Genomic DNA, 16,281 nt, shown 5'->3' with positions numbered 1-16,281 from the left:
CAGACACCACGACGAACGGAAGGACACCCGTGACGGACACGGTACTCACCAGGAGCGGAACGACCGAGGACGCCCAGTGGTGGCGGCAGGCGGCCGTCTACCAGATCTACCCGCGGAGCTTCGCGGACGCGAACGGCGACGGGATCGGCGACCTCGCCGGCATCCTCGAGCGGATCCCGTACCTGCGGGAGCTCGGGATCGACGCCGTCTGGCTCAGCCCGTTCTACCCGTCGGCGCTGGCCGACGGCGGCTACGACGTGGCCGACTACCGCGACGTCGACCCGCGGATCGGCACCCTGGCCGAGTTCGACGAGCTGACCGCCCGCCTGCACGAGAGCGGCATCCGCGTGATCGTCGACATCGTGCCCAACCACTCCTCCGACCTGCACCCGTGGTTCCAGGAGGCGCTCGCCGCCCCGAAGGGCTCGCCCGCCCGGGAGCGCTACGTCTTCCGCGACGGCCGCGGTGAGGACGGCGCCCTGCCGCCGAGCGACTGGGAGTCCGTCTTCGGCGGCCCCGCCTGGGAGCCGGTCGGCGACGGCCAGTGGTACCTGCACCTCTTCGCGAAGGAGCAGCCCGACTGGAACTGGGCGAACCGCGAGATCCGCGACGACTTCCTCGAGACCCTCCGCTTCTGGTCCGACCGCGGCGTCGACGGCTTCCGGATCGACGTGGCGCACTCGCTGGTCAAGGACCTCACCGAGCCGCTCCCCGCGGCCGCCGAGATCGACGGCCAGCGGATCGACGGCAGCCACCCGTTCTGGGACCGCGACGAGGTGCACGAGGTCTACGCCGAGTGGCGCGCCCTCTTCGACTCCTACGACCCGCCGCGCACCGCCGTCGCGGAGGCCTGGGTCGACGCCTCCCGCCGCGCCCGCTACGCGAGCCCCGAGGGGCTCGGCCAGGCCTTCAACTTCGACCTGCTCGAGGCCGACCTCGACGCGGAGGAGTTCCGCCGGCTGATCACCTTCAACCTCGAACTGGCCGCGGAGTCGGGTTCGTCGACGACCTGGGTGCTCTCCAACCACGACGTCGTCCGTCACGCGACCCGCTACGGGCTCCCGCAGAAGGGCGCGGCCGAGACCGCCCCCGCGAAGCAGTGGCTGCTCAGCGGGGGAGCGGAGCCGGTGCTCGACCGCGCTCTGGGGCTCCGCCGCGCCCGCGCCGCCACTCTCCTGCTGCTGGCCCTGCCGGGCTCGGCCTACCTGTACCAGGGCGAGGAGCTCGGCCTGCACGAGGTGGCCGGCATCCCGGACGCCGACCGTCAGGACCCGACGTTCTTCCGCAGCGGCGGCACCGACGTCGGCCGCGACGGCTGCCGCGTCCCGCTGCCCTGGGAGGCGACCGGCGACTCCTTCGGCTTCGGCCCCGGTGGCGCGCACCTGCCCCAGCCCGCCTGGTTCGCCGACTCCTCCGTCGAGGCGGAGGAGCTCGCCGAGGACTCGACGCTCGCGCTCTACCGCAGCGCCCTCGCGCTCCGGCACGAGCTGCAGACCGACGAGAGCCTGGAGTGGCGGGACGCGCAGCCCGGCGTGCTGCACTTCGCGCGCCCGAACGGCTGGCACTCGGTGACCAACGTCGGCGAGGAGCCGGTGGAGCTCCCCGAGGGCGAGGTGCTGCTCGCCAGCGCGCCGCTCGAGGGGCGCCTGCTGCGGCCTTCCACGACGGTCTGGCTGCGCTGATCCGTCGCTCCATCGCTCCGCACGACGAAGGCGCCCCCGCCCGCGGGATCCGAGGATCCGACGGGCGGGGGCGCCTTCTGCGTCTGCACCCGTGGGTGCGTCCGCGGGTCAGTGCGTGGACGGGTCCTGCTCGACCTCGGAGCGGTCGCCCGACCACAGCGTGTGGAAGGTGCCCTCCTTGTCGACGCGCTGGTAGGTGTGCGCGCCGAAGAAGTCGCGCTGGCCCTGCACGAGGGCGGCGGGCAGGCGCTCGGAGGCGAGCGAGTCGTAGTACGACAGCGCGGCGCCGAAGCCGGGGATCGGCACGCCCGAGAGCGCGGCGGTGGAGACGATGCGGCGCCAGGCGGCCTCGCCGTTGGCGACGGCCTCGGCGAAGTACGGGTCCTCGAGCAGCGTCGTGATCTCCGCGTTCTCGGCGTAGGCGTCGACGATGCGGTTGAGGAACTGGGCGCGGATGATGCAGCCCGCGCGCCAGATCTTCGCGACGGCGCCCTTGTCGATCTCCCAGCCGTACTTCTCGGCGCCGGCGATGATCGCGTCGAAGCCCTGCGAGTAGGCGACGACCTTGGAGGCGTAGAGGGCGGCGCGGACGTCGTCCTCGAAGCCGTCGTAGAGGGCGACGGGCGTGGGGCGCGAGGTGACGCGCTTCTGCACGGCGGCGCGCTGCGCGGGCTTGGAGGAGACGGCGCGGGCGAAGACGGCCTCGGCGATGCCGCCGACGGGCACGCCCAGGTCGAGCGCGTTCTGCACGGTCCAGACTCCGGTGCCCTTCGAGCCGGCCTGGTCGAGCACGATGTCGAGGAAGGGCTTGCCGGTGTCGGCGTCGACCTGGCGGAGCACCTCGGCGGTGATCTCGATGAGGTACGACTCGAGGTCGCCCTTGTTCCAGGCGTCGAAGACGTCGGCGATCGCGGCGGGCTCGTGGCCGCCGACCGTGCGGAGCAGGTCGTAGGCCTCGGCGATGAGCTGCATGTCGGCGTACTCGATGCCGTTGTGGATCATCTTGACGAAGTGGCCGGCGCCGTCGGTGCCGATGTGGGTGACGCAGGGCTCGCCCTCGGCGACCGCCGCGATCGAGGCGAGGATCGGGCCGAGAGTCTTGTACGACTCGACCGAGCCGCCGGGCATGATCGACGGGCCCTTGAGCGCGCCCTCCTCGCCGCCGGAGATGCCGGTGCCGACGAAGTGGATGCCGGTCTCGCGGACGGTCTTCTCGCGGCGGATGGTGTCGGTGAACAGCGCGTTGCCGCCGTCGACGATGATGTCGCCGGGCTCGAAGGCGGCGGTCAGCTGCTCGATCACGGCGTCGGTGCCGCGGCCGGCCTGGACCATGATGATCGCGGTGCGCGGGGTCTTCAGCGAGGCAGCGAAGGCCTCGATGGTCTCCGAGGCGACGAAGCCGGCCTCGGGGTGCTCGGTGATCAGCGTCTCGGTGCGCCCGGAGGAGCGGTTGTAGACGGCGACGGTGTTGCCCTCGCGGCTGGCGAGGTTGCGGGCCAGGTTCGAGCCCATCACCGCCAGACCGACGACTCCGATGTTGGCTGTGGCGGTGGGCTGGTCAGACACGGTTCTCCTCGACGTACACGTTCAGGGTTGACGGATCCAGGCTAGCGCCGGGGTCGCACGCGCAGCCGGGAGCGGCCGTGCACGGAGGGGGAACTCAGCGCGCACGGCCGTTCAGGAGGTCAGGCGCCGTGGCCCTCGGGGACGACCTCGGCGGGGATCGGCGGGCCGGGCGGGGTGCCGTCGCCGAACGGGCGGCCGCCGAGCTCCTCGCGGTGCGAGGGGACGAGCCAGCCGGACAGGTCCGGGCCCTTCGGCACGACGCCGGTCGGATTGATGTCGCGCTGCACCTCGTAGTAGTGCGACTTGATGTGCTGGAAGTCGATCGTGTCGCCGAAGCCCGGGGTCGCGAACAGGTCGCGGGCGTAGCCCCAGAGGGCCGGCATCGCCGAGAGCAGGTTCCGGTTGGCCTTGAAGTGGCTGTAGTAGACGGCGTCGAAGCGGGCGAGCGTCGTGAAGAGGCGGACATCGGCCTCGGTGATCGTGGCGCCGACGAGGTAGCGCTGCGTGCTGAGGCGCTCCTCCAGCCAGTCGAGTCGCGCCCAGAGTGCGTCGTACGCCCGCTCGTAGGACTTCTGCGAGCCGGCGAAGCCGCACTTGTAGACGCCGTTGTTGACGTCCTGGAAGACCAGCTCCGCGACCTCGTCGATCTCGTCGCGGCGCTCCTCCGGGTACAGGTCGGGCGCGCCCTCGCGGTGGAACTCCGTCCACTCCCGCGAGAAGTCGAGCGTCATCACCGGGTAGTCGTTGGTGACGACCTGGCCGGTGGGGATGTCGACGATCGCCGGCACCGTGATGCCGCGCGGGTAGTCGGGGAAGCGCGCGAGGAACGCGTCCTGCAGGCGCGGGATGCCGAGCACCGGGTCGACGCCGCCCGGGTCGAGGTCGAAGGTCCAGCTGCGCTTGTCGTGCGTCGGTCCGCAGATGCCCATCGACAGCGCGTCCTCGAGGCCGAGCAGGCGGCGGACGATCACGGCGCGGTTCGCCCACGGGCAGGCGCGCGAGACGACCAGCCGGTAGCGGCCCGCCTCGACCGGGTAGCCGTCGCGGCCGTCCGCGGTGATGCGGGTCGGGATGTAGTTGGTGTCGCGGTGGAAGCCGTTCTTCTCGACGTAGGAGCCGAAGTCGTCAGAAGTCATGCCCGCACGCTAGCCAGCCCGGCTGGGGGCGCGGTAGGGGCGCCCGCGGGTGGCGGCTCGGCCGCGCGGCCGGTAGGGTGGGCAGCTGAACTTCGGCGAGGGATGCCCCGTGCATCCGTGATCGACGCGGTGGAACCAGGTGGAGCTCCGGAAGGAGCGCCGCGGACCTTTCCTCACGCAGACACGCGTTCGAGTCGAAACCCCGTCCGCGGCCCCAGGCCGGGACCCGAGCAGGCGGCGCACGGCGCCGTCCAGGAGAACACCATGGCAGAACTCACCAACAAGGTCGTCGCCGAGGTCCGCACCTCGTTCGGCAAGGGAGCGGCCCGCAAGATCCGCGCCCAGAACAAGATCCCCGCGGTCCTCTACGGCCACGGCACCGAGCCCGTGCACGTCACGCTGCCCGGCCACCAGATCCTCCTGCTGACCCGCAAGGCGAACGCGATCCTCGAGCTCGACATCGAGGGCGTCGCCCAGACGTCGCTGGTCAAGGACATCCAGCGCGACCCGGTCCGCCAGATCATCGAGCACATCGACCTCGCGGTCATCCGTCTCGGCGAGAAGGTCTCGGTCGACATCCCCGTGCACGTCGAGGGCGAGGCCGCTCCCGGCACGCTCGTCTCCACCGAGGCGAACACGCTCTCGCTGGAGGTCGACGCCACGAAGATCCCGCAGAACGTCGTCGTCTCGGTCGAGGGACTCGAGGCCGGCACGCAGATCACCGCCGCCGACGTCACCCTCCCCGAGGGCGCGACGCTGCTCACCGACCCCGAGGCGCTCATCGTGAACGTCACCGAGGAGGTCGAGCAGGACCTGGGCGAGGAGGGCGAGCCCACCACGCCGGCCGAGCCCACCGAGGCCGCCGAGTAGTCGGAGCACCACCCGCACGGACGGGCCCGCCGCGATCGCGAGCGGGCCCGTTCCGCGTCCGGGGGCTGCGCCCCGCGGAAGACGTCGCTGCTGAGCGCATCGAGAAGAGGGAACGAGATGGGCGAGACCTGGCTGGTCGTCGGACTGGGCAACCCGGGCGCGCAGTACGCGCGCAACCGGCACAACGTCGGGCAGATGGTGCTCGACGAGCTCGCGACCCGGATCGGCGGCTCGTTCCGCCGACACAACCGCGCGAACGCCGTGGTCGCCGAGGGCTTCCTCCGCCCCGGCGGACCGAAGCTGATCCTCGGCAAGCCGAACAGCTTCATGAACCTCTCGGGCGGCCCGACCGCGCAGCTGCTCGACTTCTACTCCCTCGCGCCCGAGCGCCTGATCGTCGTGCACGACGAGCTCGACATCCCGTTCGACACCCTGCGCCTCAAGAACGGCGGAGGCCACGGCGGCCACAACGGCATCCGCGACATCCTCGCCGCGACCGACGGCGCCGACTTCCTCCGCGTGCGCGTCGGCATCGGCCGCCCGCCCGGCCGCCAGCCCGCCGCCGACTTCGTCCTCAAGGACTTCGCGGGCCCCGAGCGCGAGAACCTGCCGATCCTGATCGCCGACGCCGCCGACGCCGTCGAGCTCATCGCCGACGCCGGCCTCCAGGCCGCCCAGCTGAAGGTCCACACGACCCCGTAGCGCCGGATCCCGCTACGGGCCGCTGCGCGGATCATGCTGGTCGAGTAGCCCCGCAGGGGCGTATCGAGACCCGGCGTCCTCAGCCCGGAGGATCTCGATACGGCCGCTGCGCGCCCTACTCGATCAGCATGCAGTGGGCGCCCGGCAGGCGGCGACGCGCCCTCCGAGCGTCGCCCCTGTCCTGAACGCGGACCCCATCCGTCAAGAACGGTCGCCTCAGCTACTCCCAGCCGACCACTCCTGACGGATCAAGATCCAGCACCCGGCAGACCAGCCGACCGCCCCGAAGGCGACTTCGAAATCGCGTGCCAAGCGATTTCGAAGAGCCGAACGCAGGACGCTCTGCGGAACGCACCCGGTCGCACAGCCGACTGCGCTGCGCCGGGCGAAGACCGGCGCAGAAAGCGAGCACGTCGGAGGTCGGCAGTAAACTCCTCCGGTGCCTCTCAACCGGATCATCTCGGCGCTCGCGCGCGCCTCCACGTTCGACGACGCTCTCGCGTTCGCGATCCGCGACGCCGATTTCTCCGTGGCCGACGGCCTCCGCGTCCCCCTGCTGGCGGGCCTGCTGGAGCGCCGCGCCGAGGCCGACCGTCCGCAGGCCGCGCTCGTCGTCACCGCGACCGGCCGCGACTCCGAGAACGTCCGCGCCTCTCTCAGCTGCGTCCTGCCGGACGCCGAGGTCGTCGAGTTCCCGGCGTGGGAGACGCTGCCGCACGAGCGCCTCAGCCCGAGCGCCGAGATCGTCGGCCGCCGCCTCGACGCCCTGCGCCGGATGAAGACCTGGTCCGGTGAGAAGCCGCTCGTCGTCGTCGCCTCGGTGCGCGCCGCGCTGCAGCCGGTCGCCGACAACCTCGCCGACATCGCGCCGATCCGCCTGGTCAAGGGCGGCCGCGGCTACGACCTCGGCCGGATCTCGTCCGAGCTGGTCGACCTCGCCTACTCGCGGGTCGACATGGTCACCCGGCGCGGCGAGTTCGCGGTCCGCGGCGGCATCCTCGACGTCTTCCCGGCTGTGGCCGAGCACCCGAGCCGCATCGACTTCTTCGGCGACGAGGTCGACTCGATCCGCGGCTTCTCCGTCGCCGACCAGCGCTCGCTGCCGGGGGAGGCCGACTCCGTCGTGCTGCCGCCGAGCCGCGAGCTGCTGCTCGTGCCGGCCGTCCGGCAGCGCGCCCGGGAGATGCTGCACGAGTTCCCGAGTCTCTCCGCGATGCTCGCGAAGATCGCCGAGGGCATCCCGGTGGAGGGGATGGAGTCGCTCGCCCCCGCGCTGCTGGAGCGCCTCGTCCCGATCTCGCACTACCTCCCGGCCGGCGCCGCGGTGGCCGTGCTCGCCCCCGAGCGGGTCGCCACGCGCGCGATCAGCCTCGCCGAGACGAACCGCGAGTTCCTCCAGGCCGCGTGGAGCGCCGCGACCGCCGGCGCCGAGGCCCCGATCGACCTGGCGTCCGGCGAGTTCATCTCGCTCGGCGCCCTCCGCGACGCCGTGAAGTTCAGCGCCCCCGGCGCCGAGACCCCCGACCACCCGTGGTGGACGATGAGCACCTTCCGCCAGGGTCCCGCCGCCGGCGAGGCCGAGGTGCTGCCGGAGGACCTCGGGATCGATGAGATCCTCGCTGTCCGCGTCGACGGCGAGCCCGTGCCCGGCTTCGGCGGCGCGGTCGAGGGCGCCCTCGCGCATGTGCGCGCCCGCCTGGCGGACGGCTGGAGCGTGGTGCTGACCGCCCCCGGCACAGGCACCGTCGAGCGCACCGACCAGGTGCTCGCCGAGCACGAGGTCGCCGCGCGCATCGTCCCCGACCTGCCGGCCGAGCTCGAGCCCGGCCTCGCCTACGTGCTCCAGGCCAACGTCGACCACGGCTTCGAGGTCGACGGCGCCAAGGTCGCGCTGCTCACCGACACCGAGTTCTACGGCCGCACCGTCGGCTACGACTCCCGCGCCGTGAAGAAGCTCGCCTCGCGCCGGAAGAACGTCGTCGACCCGCTGCAGCTCAGCCCCGGCGACTTCGTCGTGCACGCCACGCACGGCATCGGCCGCTTCGTCGAGCTCTCGCAGCGCGAGGTCTCCAGTGGCGGGCGCAACGCCGTGAAGACCCGGCGCGAGTACCTCGTCCTCGAGTACGCGCCCAGCAAGCGCGGCTTCCCGGGCGACAAGCTGCTGGTCCCGACCGACCAGCTCGACCTCCTCTCCCGGTACGTCGGCGGCGAGGCCCCCGCGCTGAGCAAGATGGGCGGCAGCGACTGGGCGCAGGCGAAGAGCAAGGCGCGCCGCGCGGTCCGCGACATCGCGGTCGAGCTGGTGAAGCTCTACTCCGCCCGGATGGCCTCGCGTGGGCACTCGTTCCCGCCGGACACCCCGTGGCAGCGCGAGCTGGAGGAGGCGTTCCCGTTCGCGGAGACGCCCGACCAGCTGACCGTGATCGACGAGGTCAAGGCCGACATGGAGCGGCCGATCCCGATGGACCGCCTGCTCTCCGGTGACGTGGGCTTCGGCAAGACCGAGGTCGCCGTGCGCGCCGCGTTCAAGGCGATCCAGGACGGCAAGCAGGTCGCGATGCTCGTGCCGACCACCCTGCTCGTCCGCCAGCACCTCGAGACCTTCCAGGAGCGCTTCGCCGGCTTCCCGGTGCACCTGCGCGCCCTCAGCCGCTTCCAGAGCGCGAAGGAGTCGAAGGAGACGATCGAGGGCCTCGCCGACGGCACCGTCGACATGGTCATCGCGACGCACCGCCTCCTCAGCGACAACATCGTCTTCAAGGACCTCGGCCTCCTCGTGATCGACGAGGAGCAGCGCTTCGGCGTCGAGCACAAGGAGAAGCTGAAGGCGCTGAAGAAGAACGTCGACATCCTCTCGATGAGTGCGACGCCGATCCCGCGCACGCTCGAGATGGCGGTCACCGGCATCCGCGAGATGTCGACGCTGGCCACGCCGCCGGAGGAGCGCCACCCGATCCTCACCTTCGTCGGCCCGTACTCGGAGAAGCAGGTCTCGGCCGCGATCCGCCGCGAGCTGCTGCGCGAGGGCCAGGTGTTCTTCGTGCACAACCGCGTCTCGACGATCAACCGGGTCGCCGCGCAGCTCGCCGAGCTGGTGCCGGAGGCACGGATCGCCGTCGCGCACGGCAAGCTCAGCGAGTCGCAGCTCGAGCGGATCATCGTCGACTTCTGGGAGCGCAAGTTCGACGTGCTCGTCTCGACGACCATCGTCGAGACCGGCCTCGACATCCCGAACGCGAACACGCTGATCGTCGACCGCGCCGACAAGTACGGCCTCTCGCAGCTGCACCAGCTGCGCGGTCGCGTCGGCCGTGGCCGCGAGCGCGCCTACGCCTACCTCCTCTACGACGAGATGAAGCCGCTGTCGGAGACCGCGCACGACCGCCTGCAGACGCTCGCCGCCAACTCCGACCTCGGTGGCGGCATGCAGATCGCGCTGAAGGACCTCGAGATCCGCGGCGCCGGCAACCTGCTCGGCGGCGAGCAGTCCGGCCACATCCAGGGCGTCGGCTTCGACCTCTACCTGCGGATGATCGGCGAGGCCGTCGACGGCTTCCGCGGCGAGGTGGCGGAGGGCCAGACCGAGCTGCGGCTCGAGCTGCCGGTCGACGCGCGCATCCCGGAGGAGTACGTCGACAGCGAGCGGCTGCGCCTGGAGGCGTACCAGAAGCTGTCCGCGGCGACCTCGCCGACCGCGAAGGAGGGCAGCGTCGACCTCGTGGTCGAGGAGCTGACCGACCGCTACGGCGAGCTGCCCGAGGCTGTGGAGAACCTCGTCCTGGTCTCGCGGCTGCGGATGCGGGCGCAGCGCGCCGGCCTCAGCGACGTGGTCGCGATGGGCTCGAACGTCCGCGTCGCGCCGGCGCACCTCGCCGACTCGATCCAGGTGCGACTGCGCCGGATGTACCCGACCGCGAAGTACCTGCAGCAGGCGAACGCCGTGGTCGTGCCGATGCCGGTGCACGACGGCGTCCCGCTCGGCGACCGCGCGCTGATCGACTGGGTCGCGAACCTGCTCGACGCGCTCTTCCCCGAGCCCGCCGCCGTCGCGAGCTGACCGCCGGAACCCTCTCGGTCGGGCGGCGCCACCGTTCCGGACGCCGCCCGACGACATCGATCCCGACGGCACCGACCCCCGACGACACCGAACCCCGAACGAAGGACGATCATGACCGCCTCCGACGAGCACTCCGTCCCGCCGCGCATCCCCGCCCCCGACGAGCCGAGCGTTCCCGAGCTCGAGGAGGACGAGACGATCGCCCCCCGCCCCGAGGAGGAGGCCGCCGACCTCGACCGCGCGACCCCCGACCTCGCCCCGCACCCCGAGGGCTAGCCCTCCCCGCGAGATGCCACTTGTGCACGCCTTTCACGGCGTGTCGCGTGCACAAGTGGCATCTCGCGGAGGGGGAAGAACGGGGTCAGTGGCGGGTCAGCTCCACGACCGGGATGGTGCGGGTCGTCTTGGCCTCGTAGCCCTTGAAGCCTTCGGAGGCGTCGGTGAAGTGCTTCCAGCCGGCGTCGCGCTCGGCGCCCTCGAGGACGCGGGCGCGGACGGGGACGGTGCCGTCGTCGGGGGTCTCGATCACGGTGTCGGGGTTCGCCTCGAGGTTGTGGAACCAGGCGGGGTGCTTCGGGGCGCCGGCGGCGGAGGCGGCGATCAGCCAGACGTCGTCGGAGGGGTGCACGCCCATCAGCGGGGCGATGCGCTCCTCGCCGGAGCGCGCGCCGGTGTGGTGCACGAGGACGAGGCTGCGGCCGAAGCCCGCGGTCGTCACCGTCCCGCCGTTCGCGCGGAACTCCGCGATGATCTGCTCGTTGAAGTCGGCCATGCTCGTGCTCCTCGACGTCGGTGTCAGGCGCGGGCGCCGAGGGCGTCCGTCCGCGAGCCGGGGCCGGACGCGGGAGGCGGCTCCGAGCCGCCGACCGCCGCCGCGGGATCCGCGAGCGCGCGACGCCAGGGTAGCTCCGCGGCCCCCACCAGCTCCAGCCTCGAGCGCAGGGCCGCGCGCTCGATCCGGACACCGCGGGCGAGGTCGCTGAGGGCGCGCGCCGAGACGCGGGCCGCCAGGCGCTCGCGGTCGACGGTGAGCAGCGAGCCGAGGAAGCCGCCGAGGACGACCGCGGTCGGGTTGAAGAGGTTGATGTAGGTCGAGAGGCCCTCGGCGAGCAGGTCGACCTGGCGGGCCACCTCCCCGAGGACGGCGGGGTCGCGGGAGGTGCCGAGCGCGATGTCGAGCTCGTCCTGATCGAGGACGCGGGCGCCGAGCACGTCGAGGAGCGAGCGCATCCGGACCTCCGCCTCGAGGCAGCCGTGCCGCCCGCAGCCGCAGAGGCGGCCGTTCGCGGCGACGAGGGTGTGGCCGAGCTCCGCCGCGAACCCGGAGGAGCCCTGCAGGGGGACGCCGCCGATGATCACGCCGCCGCCGATGCCGCTGGCGCCGCCGGTCACGTAGACGACGTCGGCGACGCCCCGCGCGGCTCCGAACAGCGACTCGCCGATCGCGCCGAGCGTGGCGTCGTTGCCGACCGAGACGGGGAGGTCGAGCGCGCGGCTGAGCTGCGACGCGAGGTCGACGTCGCGCCAGCCCAGGTGCGGCGCGCGGTGCACGAAGCCCGAGTCGGCCTGCACGAGGCCCGGCACGGCGACGCCGGCGCCGAGGAGGACGCGATGGGTCTCCCGCTCGGCGCGGAAGCCGGCCACGATGCCGCTGACCACGCGGACGACGGTCGCCGGGCTCGCCGGCTTCGGGGTGTCGAAGCGGACGCGGCGGAGGAGGTCGCCGTGCAGGCCGACCAGGCCGACGATGATCGCGTCGGTGTCGAGGTGGACGCCGACCATCGCGAAGGTGCGGCCGGGGACGACCGTCGCGCTCGGGCGGCCGATGCGGCCGTCGGAGGCGGTGGTCTCCTCCTCCACCCAGCCGACCTCGCTCAGCTCGCCGACGAGGTTGGCGACCGCCGAGCGGTTCAGGCCGGTCAGGCGGCCCAGCTCGGCGCGGCTGATCGGTCCGGAGCGGTGCACCAGGGTCGCGATGGCGGCGAGGTTGTGCCGACGGAGCAGAGCGTTGCTCGATGCTCCGACTGCTCCTGCCATGCTGCTCAGCCTCTCGTCGGCGCGATGGGGCACCGGTCCGGGGATGCGCTCGGGCGCGGGCCCTCCGTGGAGAGAGCACGCGCCCGAGCACGGTGCAGGGAGGAGAGAAGGCTAGCGCCCGCCCGCCCTCCTCTTGTTGAAGATGTCGAACGCGACGGCCAGCAGGAGCACGAAGCCCTTGATCGCCATCTGCCACGCGGCGTCGACGGAGAGGATCGACAGGCCCATGTTGAGCACGCCCATCACGAGACCGCCGATGACCGCGCCGACCACCGTGCCGACGCCGCCCTGGACGGCCGCGCCGCCGATGAAGACCGCGGCGATCGCGTCGAGCTCGTAGTTCTGACCGGCGGAGGCGACGGCGCCGCCCGCGCGGGCCGTGCTGACGATGCCGGCGACACCGGCCAGCGCGCCCATGTTGACGAAGATGAAGAAGTTGACCCACTTCGTCTTCACGCCCGACATCATCGCGGCGAACAGGTTGCCGCCCATCGCGTAGATGTGGCGGCCGAAGACCGTCCGCCCGAGCACGAAGCTGTAGGCGAGGATCAGCACGGCGAGCACGATCAGGATGATCGGCGTGCCGCTGTAGCCCGCGAGCAGCCAGGCGAGGGCCATGATCGCGACGACCGCGACGACCGCCTTCACGTAGAAGGAGGCGATCGGCTCGCGCGGGAGCTCGAGACGGCGCAGCGTGGCGCGGGTGCGCACCTGCTGCACGACGAGGGCGACGCAGACGAGCAGCCCCAGCACGAGGGTGAGCGCGTCGCGGCCGGCGATGCCGCCGAGCACGCCCGGCAGCCAGCCCGCGCCGATCGCGGTGAACTCGGTCGGCAGGCCGTTGATCGTGCCGCCGGTGAGCAGGACCAGGGTGAAGCCGCGGAAGATCAGCATGCCCGCGAGGGTCACGATGAACGCCGGTATGCCGACGAAGGCGACCCAGAAGCCCTGCCAGGCGCCGACGGCGGCACCGGTGACCAGGGCGACGATCACGGCGGCCCACCAGGGCAGGCCCCAGTTGTTCATCGCGATCGCGGAGATGGCGCCGACCATGGCGACGACCGAGCCGACCGAGAGGTCGATGTGGCCGGCGATGATCACCATCACCATGCCGATCGCGAGGATCAGCACGTAGGCGTTCTGCTGGATCAGGTTGTTGACGTTGCCCGGCAGCAGCAGGCGGCCGTTCGTCAGGACCTGGAAGAGCAGGATGATGATCGCGAGCGCGGCGAGGATGCCGTACTGGCGGAGGTTGATGTTCAGTCGGCGCGCCCGCTTGGGCGGCGTCGACGGCGTGCTCGCCGGCGTGCCGCTCGGGGCTGTCGTGGTCGTGGCGCTCATCGGGCCTGTTCCTTTCCGGCGGTCATGTAGTGCATGAGGTGTTCCTGGGTGGCGTCGGCACGGTCGATCTCGCCCGTGATGCGCCCCTCGGAGATGGTGTAGATCCGATCGGCCAGCCCGATCAGCTCGGGCAGCTCGGACGAGATGACGACGACCGCCTTGCCCTGGGCCGCGAGCTCGTTGATGATGCCGTAGATCTCGTACTTGGCTCCCACGTCGATGCCGCGGGTGGGCTCGTCGAGGATCAGCACGTCCGGGCCCGAGAAGATCCACTTCGAGAGGACGACCTTCTGCTGGTTGCCGCCCGAGAGCTTGCCGGTGACGGCGGAGACGCTCGGGGCCTTGATGTTCATCTTCGAGCGGTACGAGTCGGCGACCTTGTACTCGCGGTGCTTGTCGATCACGCCGAGGCGGGCGAGCCGCGAGAGCGCCGCGGCCGACACGTTGACGGTGATGTCGCCGATGAGGTTGAGGCCGTAGCGCTTGCGGTCCTCGGTCGCGTAGGCGAGGCCGTTGCGGATCGCCTCCTCGACGGTGCGCGTCTGGATCTCCTTGCCGTCCTTGAAGACGCGGCCCGAGATGCCGGTGCCGTAGCTGCGGCCGAAGATGCTCATCGCGAGCTCGGTGCGCCCGGCGCCCATCAGCCCCGCGAAGCCGACGATCTCGCCGGCCCGCACGGTGAAGGAGGCGTCCTCGACGACCACGCGATTGATGTCGACCGGGTGGTGGACCGTCCAGTTCTCGACGCGGAGCTTCTCCTCGCCGATCTGCGGATCGCGCGGCGGGAACATGCTGTTGAGGTCGCGGCCGACCATCGCGCGGATGATCCGGCTCTCCGACGCGTCCTCGCCGGCCATCGCGAAGCTCTCGATGGTGCGGCCGTCGCGGATGATCGTCACCGTGTCCGCGATGGCGCGGATCTCCTTCAGCTTGTGGCTGATGATGATGCAGGTGATGCCCTGGCGGCGCAGCTGGTCGATCAGGCCGAGCAGGTGGTCGCTGTCCTCGTCGTTGAGCGCGGCGGTGGGCTCGTCGAGGATGAGGAGCTTCACCTCCTTCGCGAGCGCCTTGGCGATCTCGACGAGCTGCTGCTTGCCGACGCCCAGCTCGAGGATCTTCGTCGCCGGGCTCTCGGCGAGGCCCACGCGGGCGAGCAGCTTGGCCGCCTCCGCGTTGGTGGCGTTCCAGTTGATGACGCCGCGGGTGGACTTCTCGTTGCCGAGGAAGATGTTCTCGGCGATCGACAGGTAGGGGCTCAGAGCGAGCTCCTGGTGGATGATGACGACGCCGTCGGCCTCGCTGTCGTTGATCGAGCGGTACTGCGCCTGGCGGCCCTCGAACTCGATCGAGCCCTCGAAGCTGCCGACGGGGTAGACGCCCGAGAGGACCTTCATGAGCGTCGACTTGCCGGCGCCGTTCTCGCCGCAGATGGCGTGGACCTCGCCCGGCTGGACCGAGAGCGAGACGCCGTCGAGGGCGCGGACGCCGCCGCCGAACTCCTTGACGATGTCGCGCATGATGAGGATGGGACTGGCCAACAGGGCCTCACTTCGTTGTGCAGAGGATGGGCTTCGAGGGGAAGAAGGGGGAGAGGGGCGGGGTGGGGGAGGATCACTCCTCCCCTGCCCCGCCCGACCGATCAGAGTCCGACGTCGCCGGCCGTGAGGAAGCCGGAGTCGACGAGGACCGACTGCACGTCGTCCTTGACGACGACCTGCGGCTCGAGGAGGTAGGACGGGACGACCTTCTCGCCGTTGTCGTACGTCTCGGTGTCGTTGACCTCGGGCTCCTCGCCCGCGACGATCGACTGCACCATCTGGAAGACGCGGTCGCCGAGGGTGCGGGTGTCCTTCCAGACCGTCATCGACTGCTCGTCGGCGAGGATCGCCTTGACGTTGGCCTTGTCGGCGTCCTGCCCGGTGATGATCGGGTAGTCGGCGCCGGGCGCATAGCCGGCGGACTTCAGCGAGGCCTCGATGCCGATCGCCAGGCTGTCGTTGGGGGAGAGCACCACGTCGACCTTCTGGTCACCGGTGTAGAAGGAGGAGAGGCGGTTGTCCATCTCGGACTGCGCCTTGTCCGAGGCCCAGCCCTGGATGCCGATGGAGGCCCAGTCGTCGTCCGAGGCGGGCAACTTGCCGGACGGCACGACGAGCTTGCCGCTCTCGATGTAGGGCTGCAGGACGTCCCAGGCGCCGGAGAAGAAGAACTTGGCGTTGTTGTCGTCGGGGCTGCCGGCGAAGGGCTCGAGGGTGAAGGGACCCGCGGCGTTGGCGAGGTCGAGGGTCGACTCGATGTACTGGCCCTGGAGCTGGCCGACCTTGTAATTATCGAACGTCGCGTAGTAGTCGACGTCGGCGGTGCCGTTGATCAGGCGGTCGTAGGCGATGACGGTCGCGTTCTGCTTCTTCGCCTCGGCGAGGACGGGGGCGAGCGCCTCGCCGTCGATGGCCGCGACGACGAGGATCTTCGAGCCGCCGGCGATCTGGTTCTGGATCTGCGAGATCTGCTGGTCGGTCTTGTTGTCGGCGTACTGCAGGTCGACGGTGCAGCCGTCGCCCTCGAGCTGGGACTGGAGGCCCTCGCCGTCGTTGATCCAGCGCTCGAGGCTGCGGGTGGGCATCGAGATGCCGACGGTGCAGTCGCCTTCGGCGCCCGCGCCGGCAGCGGCGCCGCCCGAGTTGGCGGGGCTGGCGGAGCAGGCGGCGAGGCCGAGGGAGATGATGCCGGCGGCGGCCAGCGTGGTGATGCTGCGGGAGAACTTCATGGAGTGCATTCCTCTCTGAAAGCAGTGTCCGAGGATGAGGACGGCGCGAGAGCGTGCAGGTGGGAGCACGTCGTCGTGTCGTCGCCCGGGAGGGGCGAGGAGCCCCGAGGGGCTTTGTCCACG

Annotated in this window: 12 protein-coding genes; 5 read left to right on the top strand and 7 right to left on the bottom strand. The window is 71.3% G+C overall.

Annotated elements, in window-relative coordinates:
* Positions 1-29: 29 nt before the first annotated feature.
* The gene (locus tag MT353_RS17370) at positions 30-1,682 is read left to right on the top strand and encodes a glycoside hydrolase family 13 protein (protein WP_243625439.1); all 1,653 of its coding nucleotides are present in this window, start codon (positions 30-32) and stop codon (positions 1,680-1,682) included.
* Positions 1,683-1,790: 108 nt separating this feature from the next.
* Here the strand turns inward: MT353_RS17370 and gndA are convergent, their stop codons facing one another.
* Positions 1,791-3,248: an NADP-dependent phosphogluconate dehydrogenase gene (gene gndA, locus MT353_RS17365; RefSeq protein WP_308197292.1), complete on the bottom strand. Its 1,458-nt coding sequence runs from the start codon at positions 3,246-3,248 to the stop codon at positions 1,791-1,793.
* A 119-nt stretch (positions 3,249-3,367) separates the two neighbouring features.
* Positions 3,368-4,384, bottom strand: coding sequence for a glutathione S-transferase family protein (locus tag MT353_RS17360; protein ID WP_243625438.1), 1,017 nt, complete (start codon positions 4,382-4,384; stop codon positions 3,368-3,370).
* Between the two features lie 264 nt (positions 4,385-4,648).
* Here MT353_RS17360 and MT353_RS17355 point away from each other — a divergent pair, with 264 nt between their 5' ends.
* The 4 genes from MT353_RS17355 to MT353_RS17340 all read left to right on the top strand — a co-directional run bounded on the left by MT353_RS17355 (position 4,649) and on the right by MT353_RS17340 (position 10,289).
* Complete coding sequence (locus tag MT353_RS17355) at positions 4,649-5,254, top strand: 50S ribosomal protein L25/general stress protein Ctc (RefSeq protein WP_123447622.1); 606 nt, start codon at positions 4,649-4,651, stop codon at positions 5,252-5,254.
* Positions 5,255-5,371: 117 nt separating this feature from the next.
* Positions 5,372-5,956: an aminoacyl-tRNA hydrolase gene (pth, locus tag MT353_RS17350; protein WP_123737724.1), complete on the top strand. Its 585-nt coding sequence runs from the start codon at positions 5,372-5,374 to the stop codon at positions 5,954-5,956.
* A 439-nt stretch (positions 5,957-6,395) separates the two neighbouring features.
* Complete coding sequence (gene mfd, locus MT353_RS17345) at positions 6,396-10,013, top strand: transcription-repair coupling factor (protein WP_243625437.1); 3,618 nt, start codon at positions 6,396-6,398, stop codon at positions 10,011-10,013.
* Positions 10,014-10,124: 111 nt separating this feature from the next.
* Positions 10,125-10,289 (top strand): hypothetical protein, encoded by a 165-nt coding sequence (locus tag MT353_RS17340; protein WP_243625436.1) that lies wholly within the window; start codon positions 10,125-10,127, stop codon positions 10,287-10,289.
* Between the two features lie 85 nt (positions 10,290-10,374).
* Here MT353_RS17340 and MT353_RS17335 read toward each other — a convergent pair whose 3' ends face one another.
* The 5 genes from MT353_RS17335 to chvE all read right to left on the bottom strand — a co-directional run bounded on the left by MT353_RS17335 (position 10,375) and on the right by chvE (position 16,158).
* Positions 10,375-10,785, bottom strand: coding sequence for a nitroreductase/quinone reductase family protein (locus MT353_RS17335; protein ID WP_243625435.1), 411 nt, complete (start codon positions 10,783-10,785; stop codon positions 10,375-10,377).
* A gap of 23 nt (positions 10,786-10,808) precedes the next feature.
* Positions 10,809-12,050 carry an ROK family transcriptional regulator gene (locus MT353_RS17330; RefSeq protein WP_243615236.1) on the bottom strand — a complete coding sequence of 414 codons (1,242 nt, stop codon included), beginning with the start codon at positions 12,048-12,050 and terminating at the stop codon, positions 10,809-10,811.
* A 111-nt stretch (positions 12,051-12,161) separates the two neighbouring features.
* Positions 12,162-13,391, bottom strand: coding sequence for a multiple monosaccharide ABC transporter permease (gene mmsB / locus MT353_RS17325; RefSeq protein WP_123447231.1), 1,230 nt, complete (start codon positions 13,389-13,391; stop codon positions 12,162-12,164).
* Positions 13,388-14,908, bottom strand: a complete 1,521-nt coding sequence (gene mmsA / locus MT353_RS17320; RefSeq protein WP_123447230.1) for a multiple monosaccharide ABC transporter ATP-binding protein — start codon at positions 14,906-14,908, stop codon at positions 13,388-13,390. Before mmsA ends, mmsB begins: the two co-directional genes overlap by 4 nt.
* A 122-nt stretch (positions 14,909-15,030) precedes the next feature.
* Positions 15,031-16,158, bottom strand: coding sequence for a multiple monosaccharide ABC transporter substrate-binding protein (gene chvE, locus MT353_RS17315; RefSeq protein WP_374204722.1), 1,128 nt, complete (start codon positions 16,156-16,158; stop codon positions 15,031-15,033).
* Positions 16,159-16,281: the final 123 nt, after the last annotated feature.

The organism is Rathayibacter sp. VKM Ac-2927 (assembly GCF_022815525.1).
Taxonomy (GTDB): Bacteria; Actinomycetota; Actinomycetes; order Actinomycetales; family Microbacteriaceae; genus Rathayibacter; species Rathayibacter festucae.
Note: the sequence above shows the minus strand (reverse complement) of the source record. Positions and strands in the feature narration are given on the sequence as shown.

Bases quoted from the DNA above. Each gene is read 5' to 3' on its own strand.
- pth (WP_123737724.1), top strand. From the start codon at position 5,372: ATGGGCGAGACCTGGCTGGTCGTCGGACTGGGCAACCCGGGCGCGCAG.
- MT353_RS17355 (WP_123447622.1), top strand. From the start codon at position 4,649: ATGGCAGAACTCACCAACAAGGTCGTCGCCGAGGTCCGCACCTCGTTC.
- mmsB (WP_123447231.1), bottom strand. From the start codon at position 13,391: ATGAGCGCCACGACCACGACAGCCCCGAGCGGCACGCCGGCGAGCACG.
- chvE (WP_374204722.1), bottom strand. From the start codon at position 16,158: ATGAAGTTCTCCCGCAGCATCACCACGCTGGCCGCCGCCGGCATCATC.
- MT353_RS17335 (WP_243625435.1), bottom strand. From the start codon at position 10,785: ATGGCCGACTTCAACGAGCAGATCATCGCGGAGTTCCGCGCGAACGGC.
- MT353_RS17340 (WP_243625436.1), top strand. From the start codon at position 10,125: ATGACCGCCTCCGACGAGCACTCCGTCCCGCCGCGCATCCCCGCCCCC.
- MT353_RS17360 (WP_243625438.1), bottom strand. From the start codon at position 4,384: ATGACTTCTGACGACTTCGGCTCCTACGTCGAGAAGAACGGCTTCCAC.
- MT353_RS17330 (WP_243615236.1), bottom strand. From the start codon at position 12,050: ATGGCAGGAGCAGTCGGAGCATCGAGCAACGCTCTGCTCCGTCGGCAC.
- mmsA (WP_123447230.1), bottom strand. From the start codon at position 14,908: ATGCGCGACATCGTCAAGGAGTTCGGCGGCGGCGTCCGCGCCCTCGAC.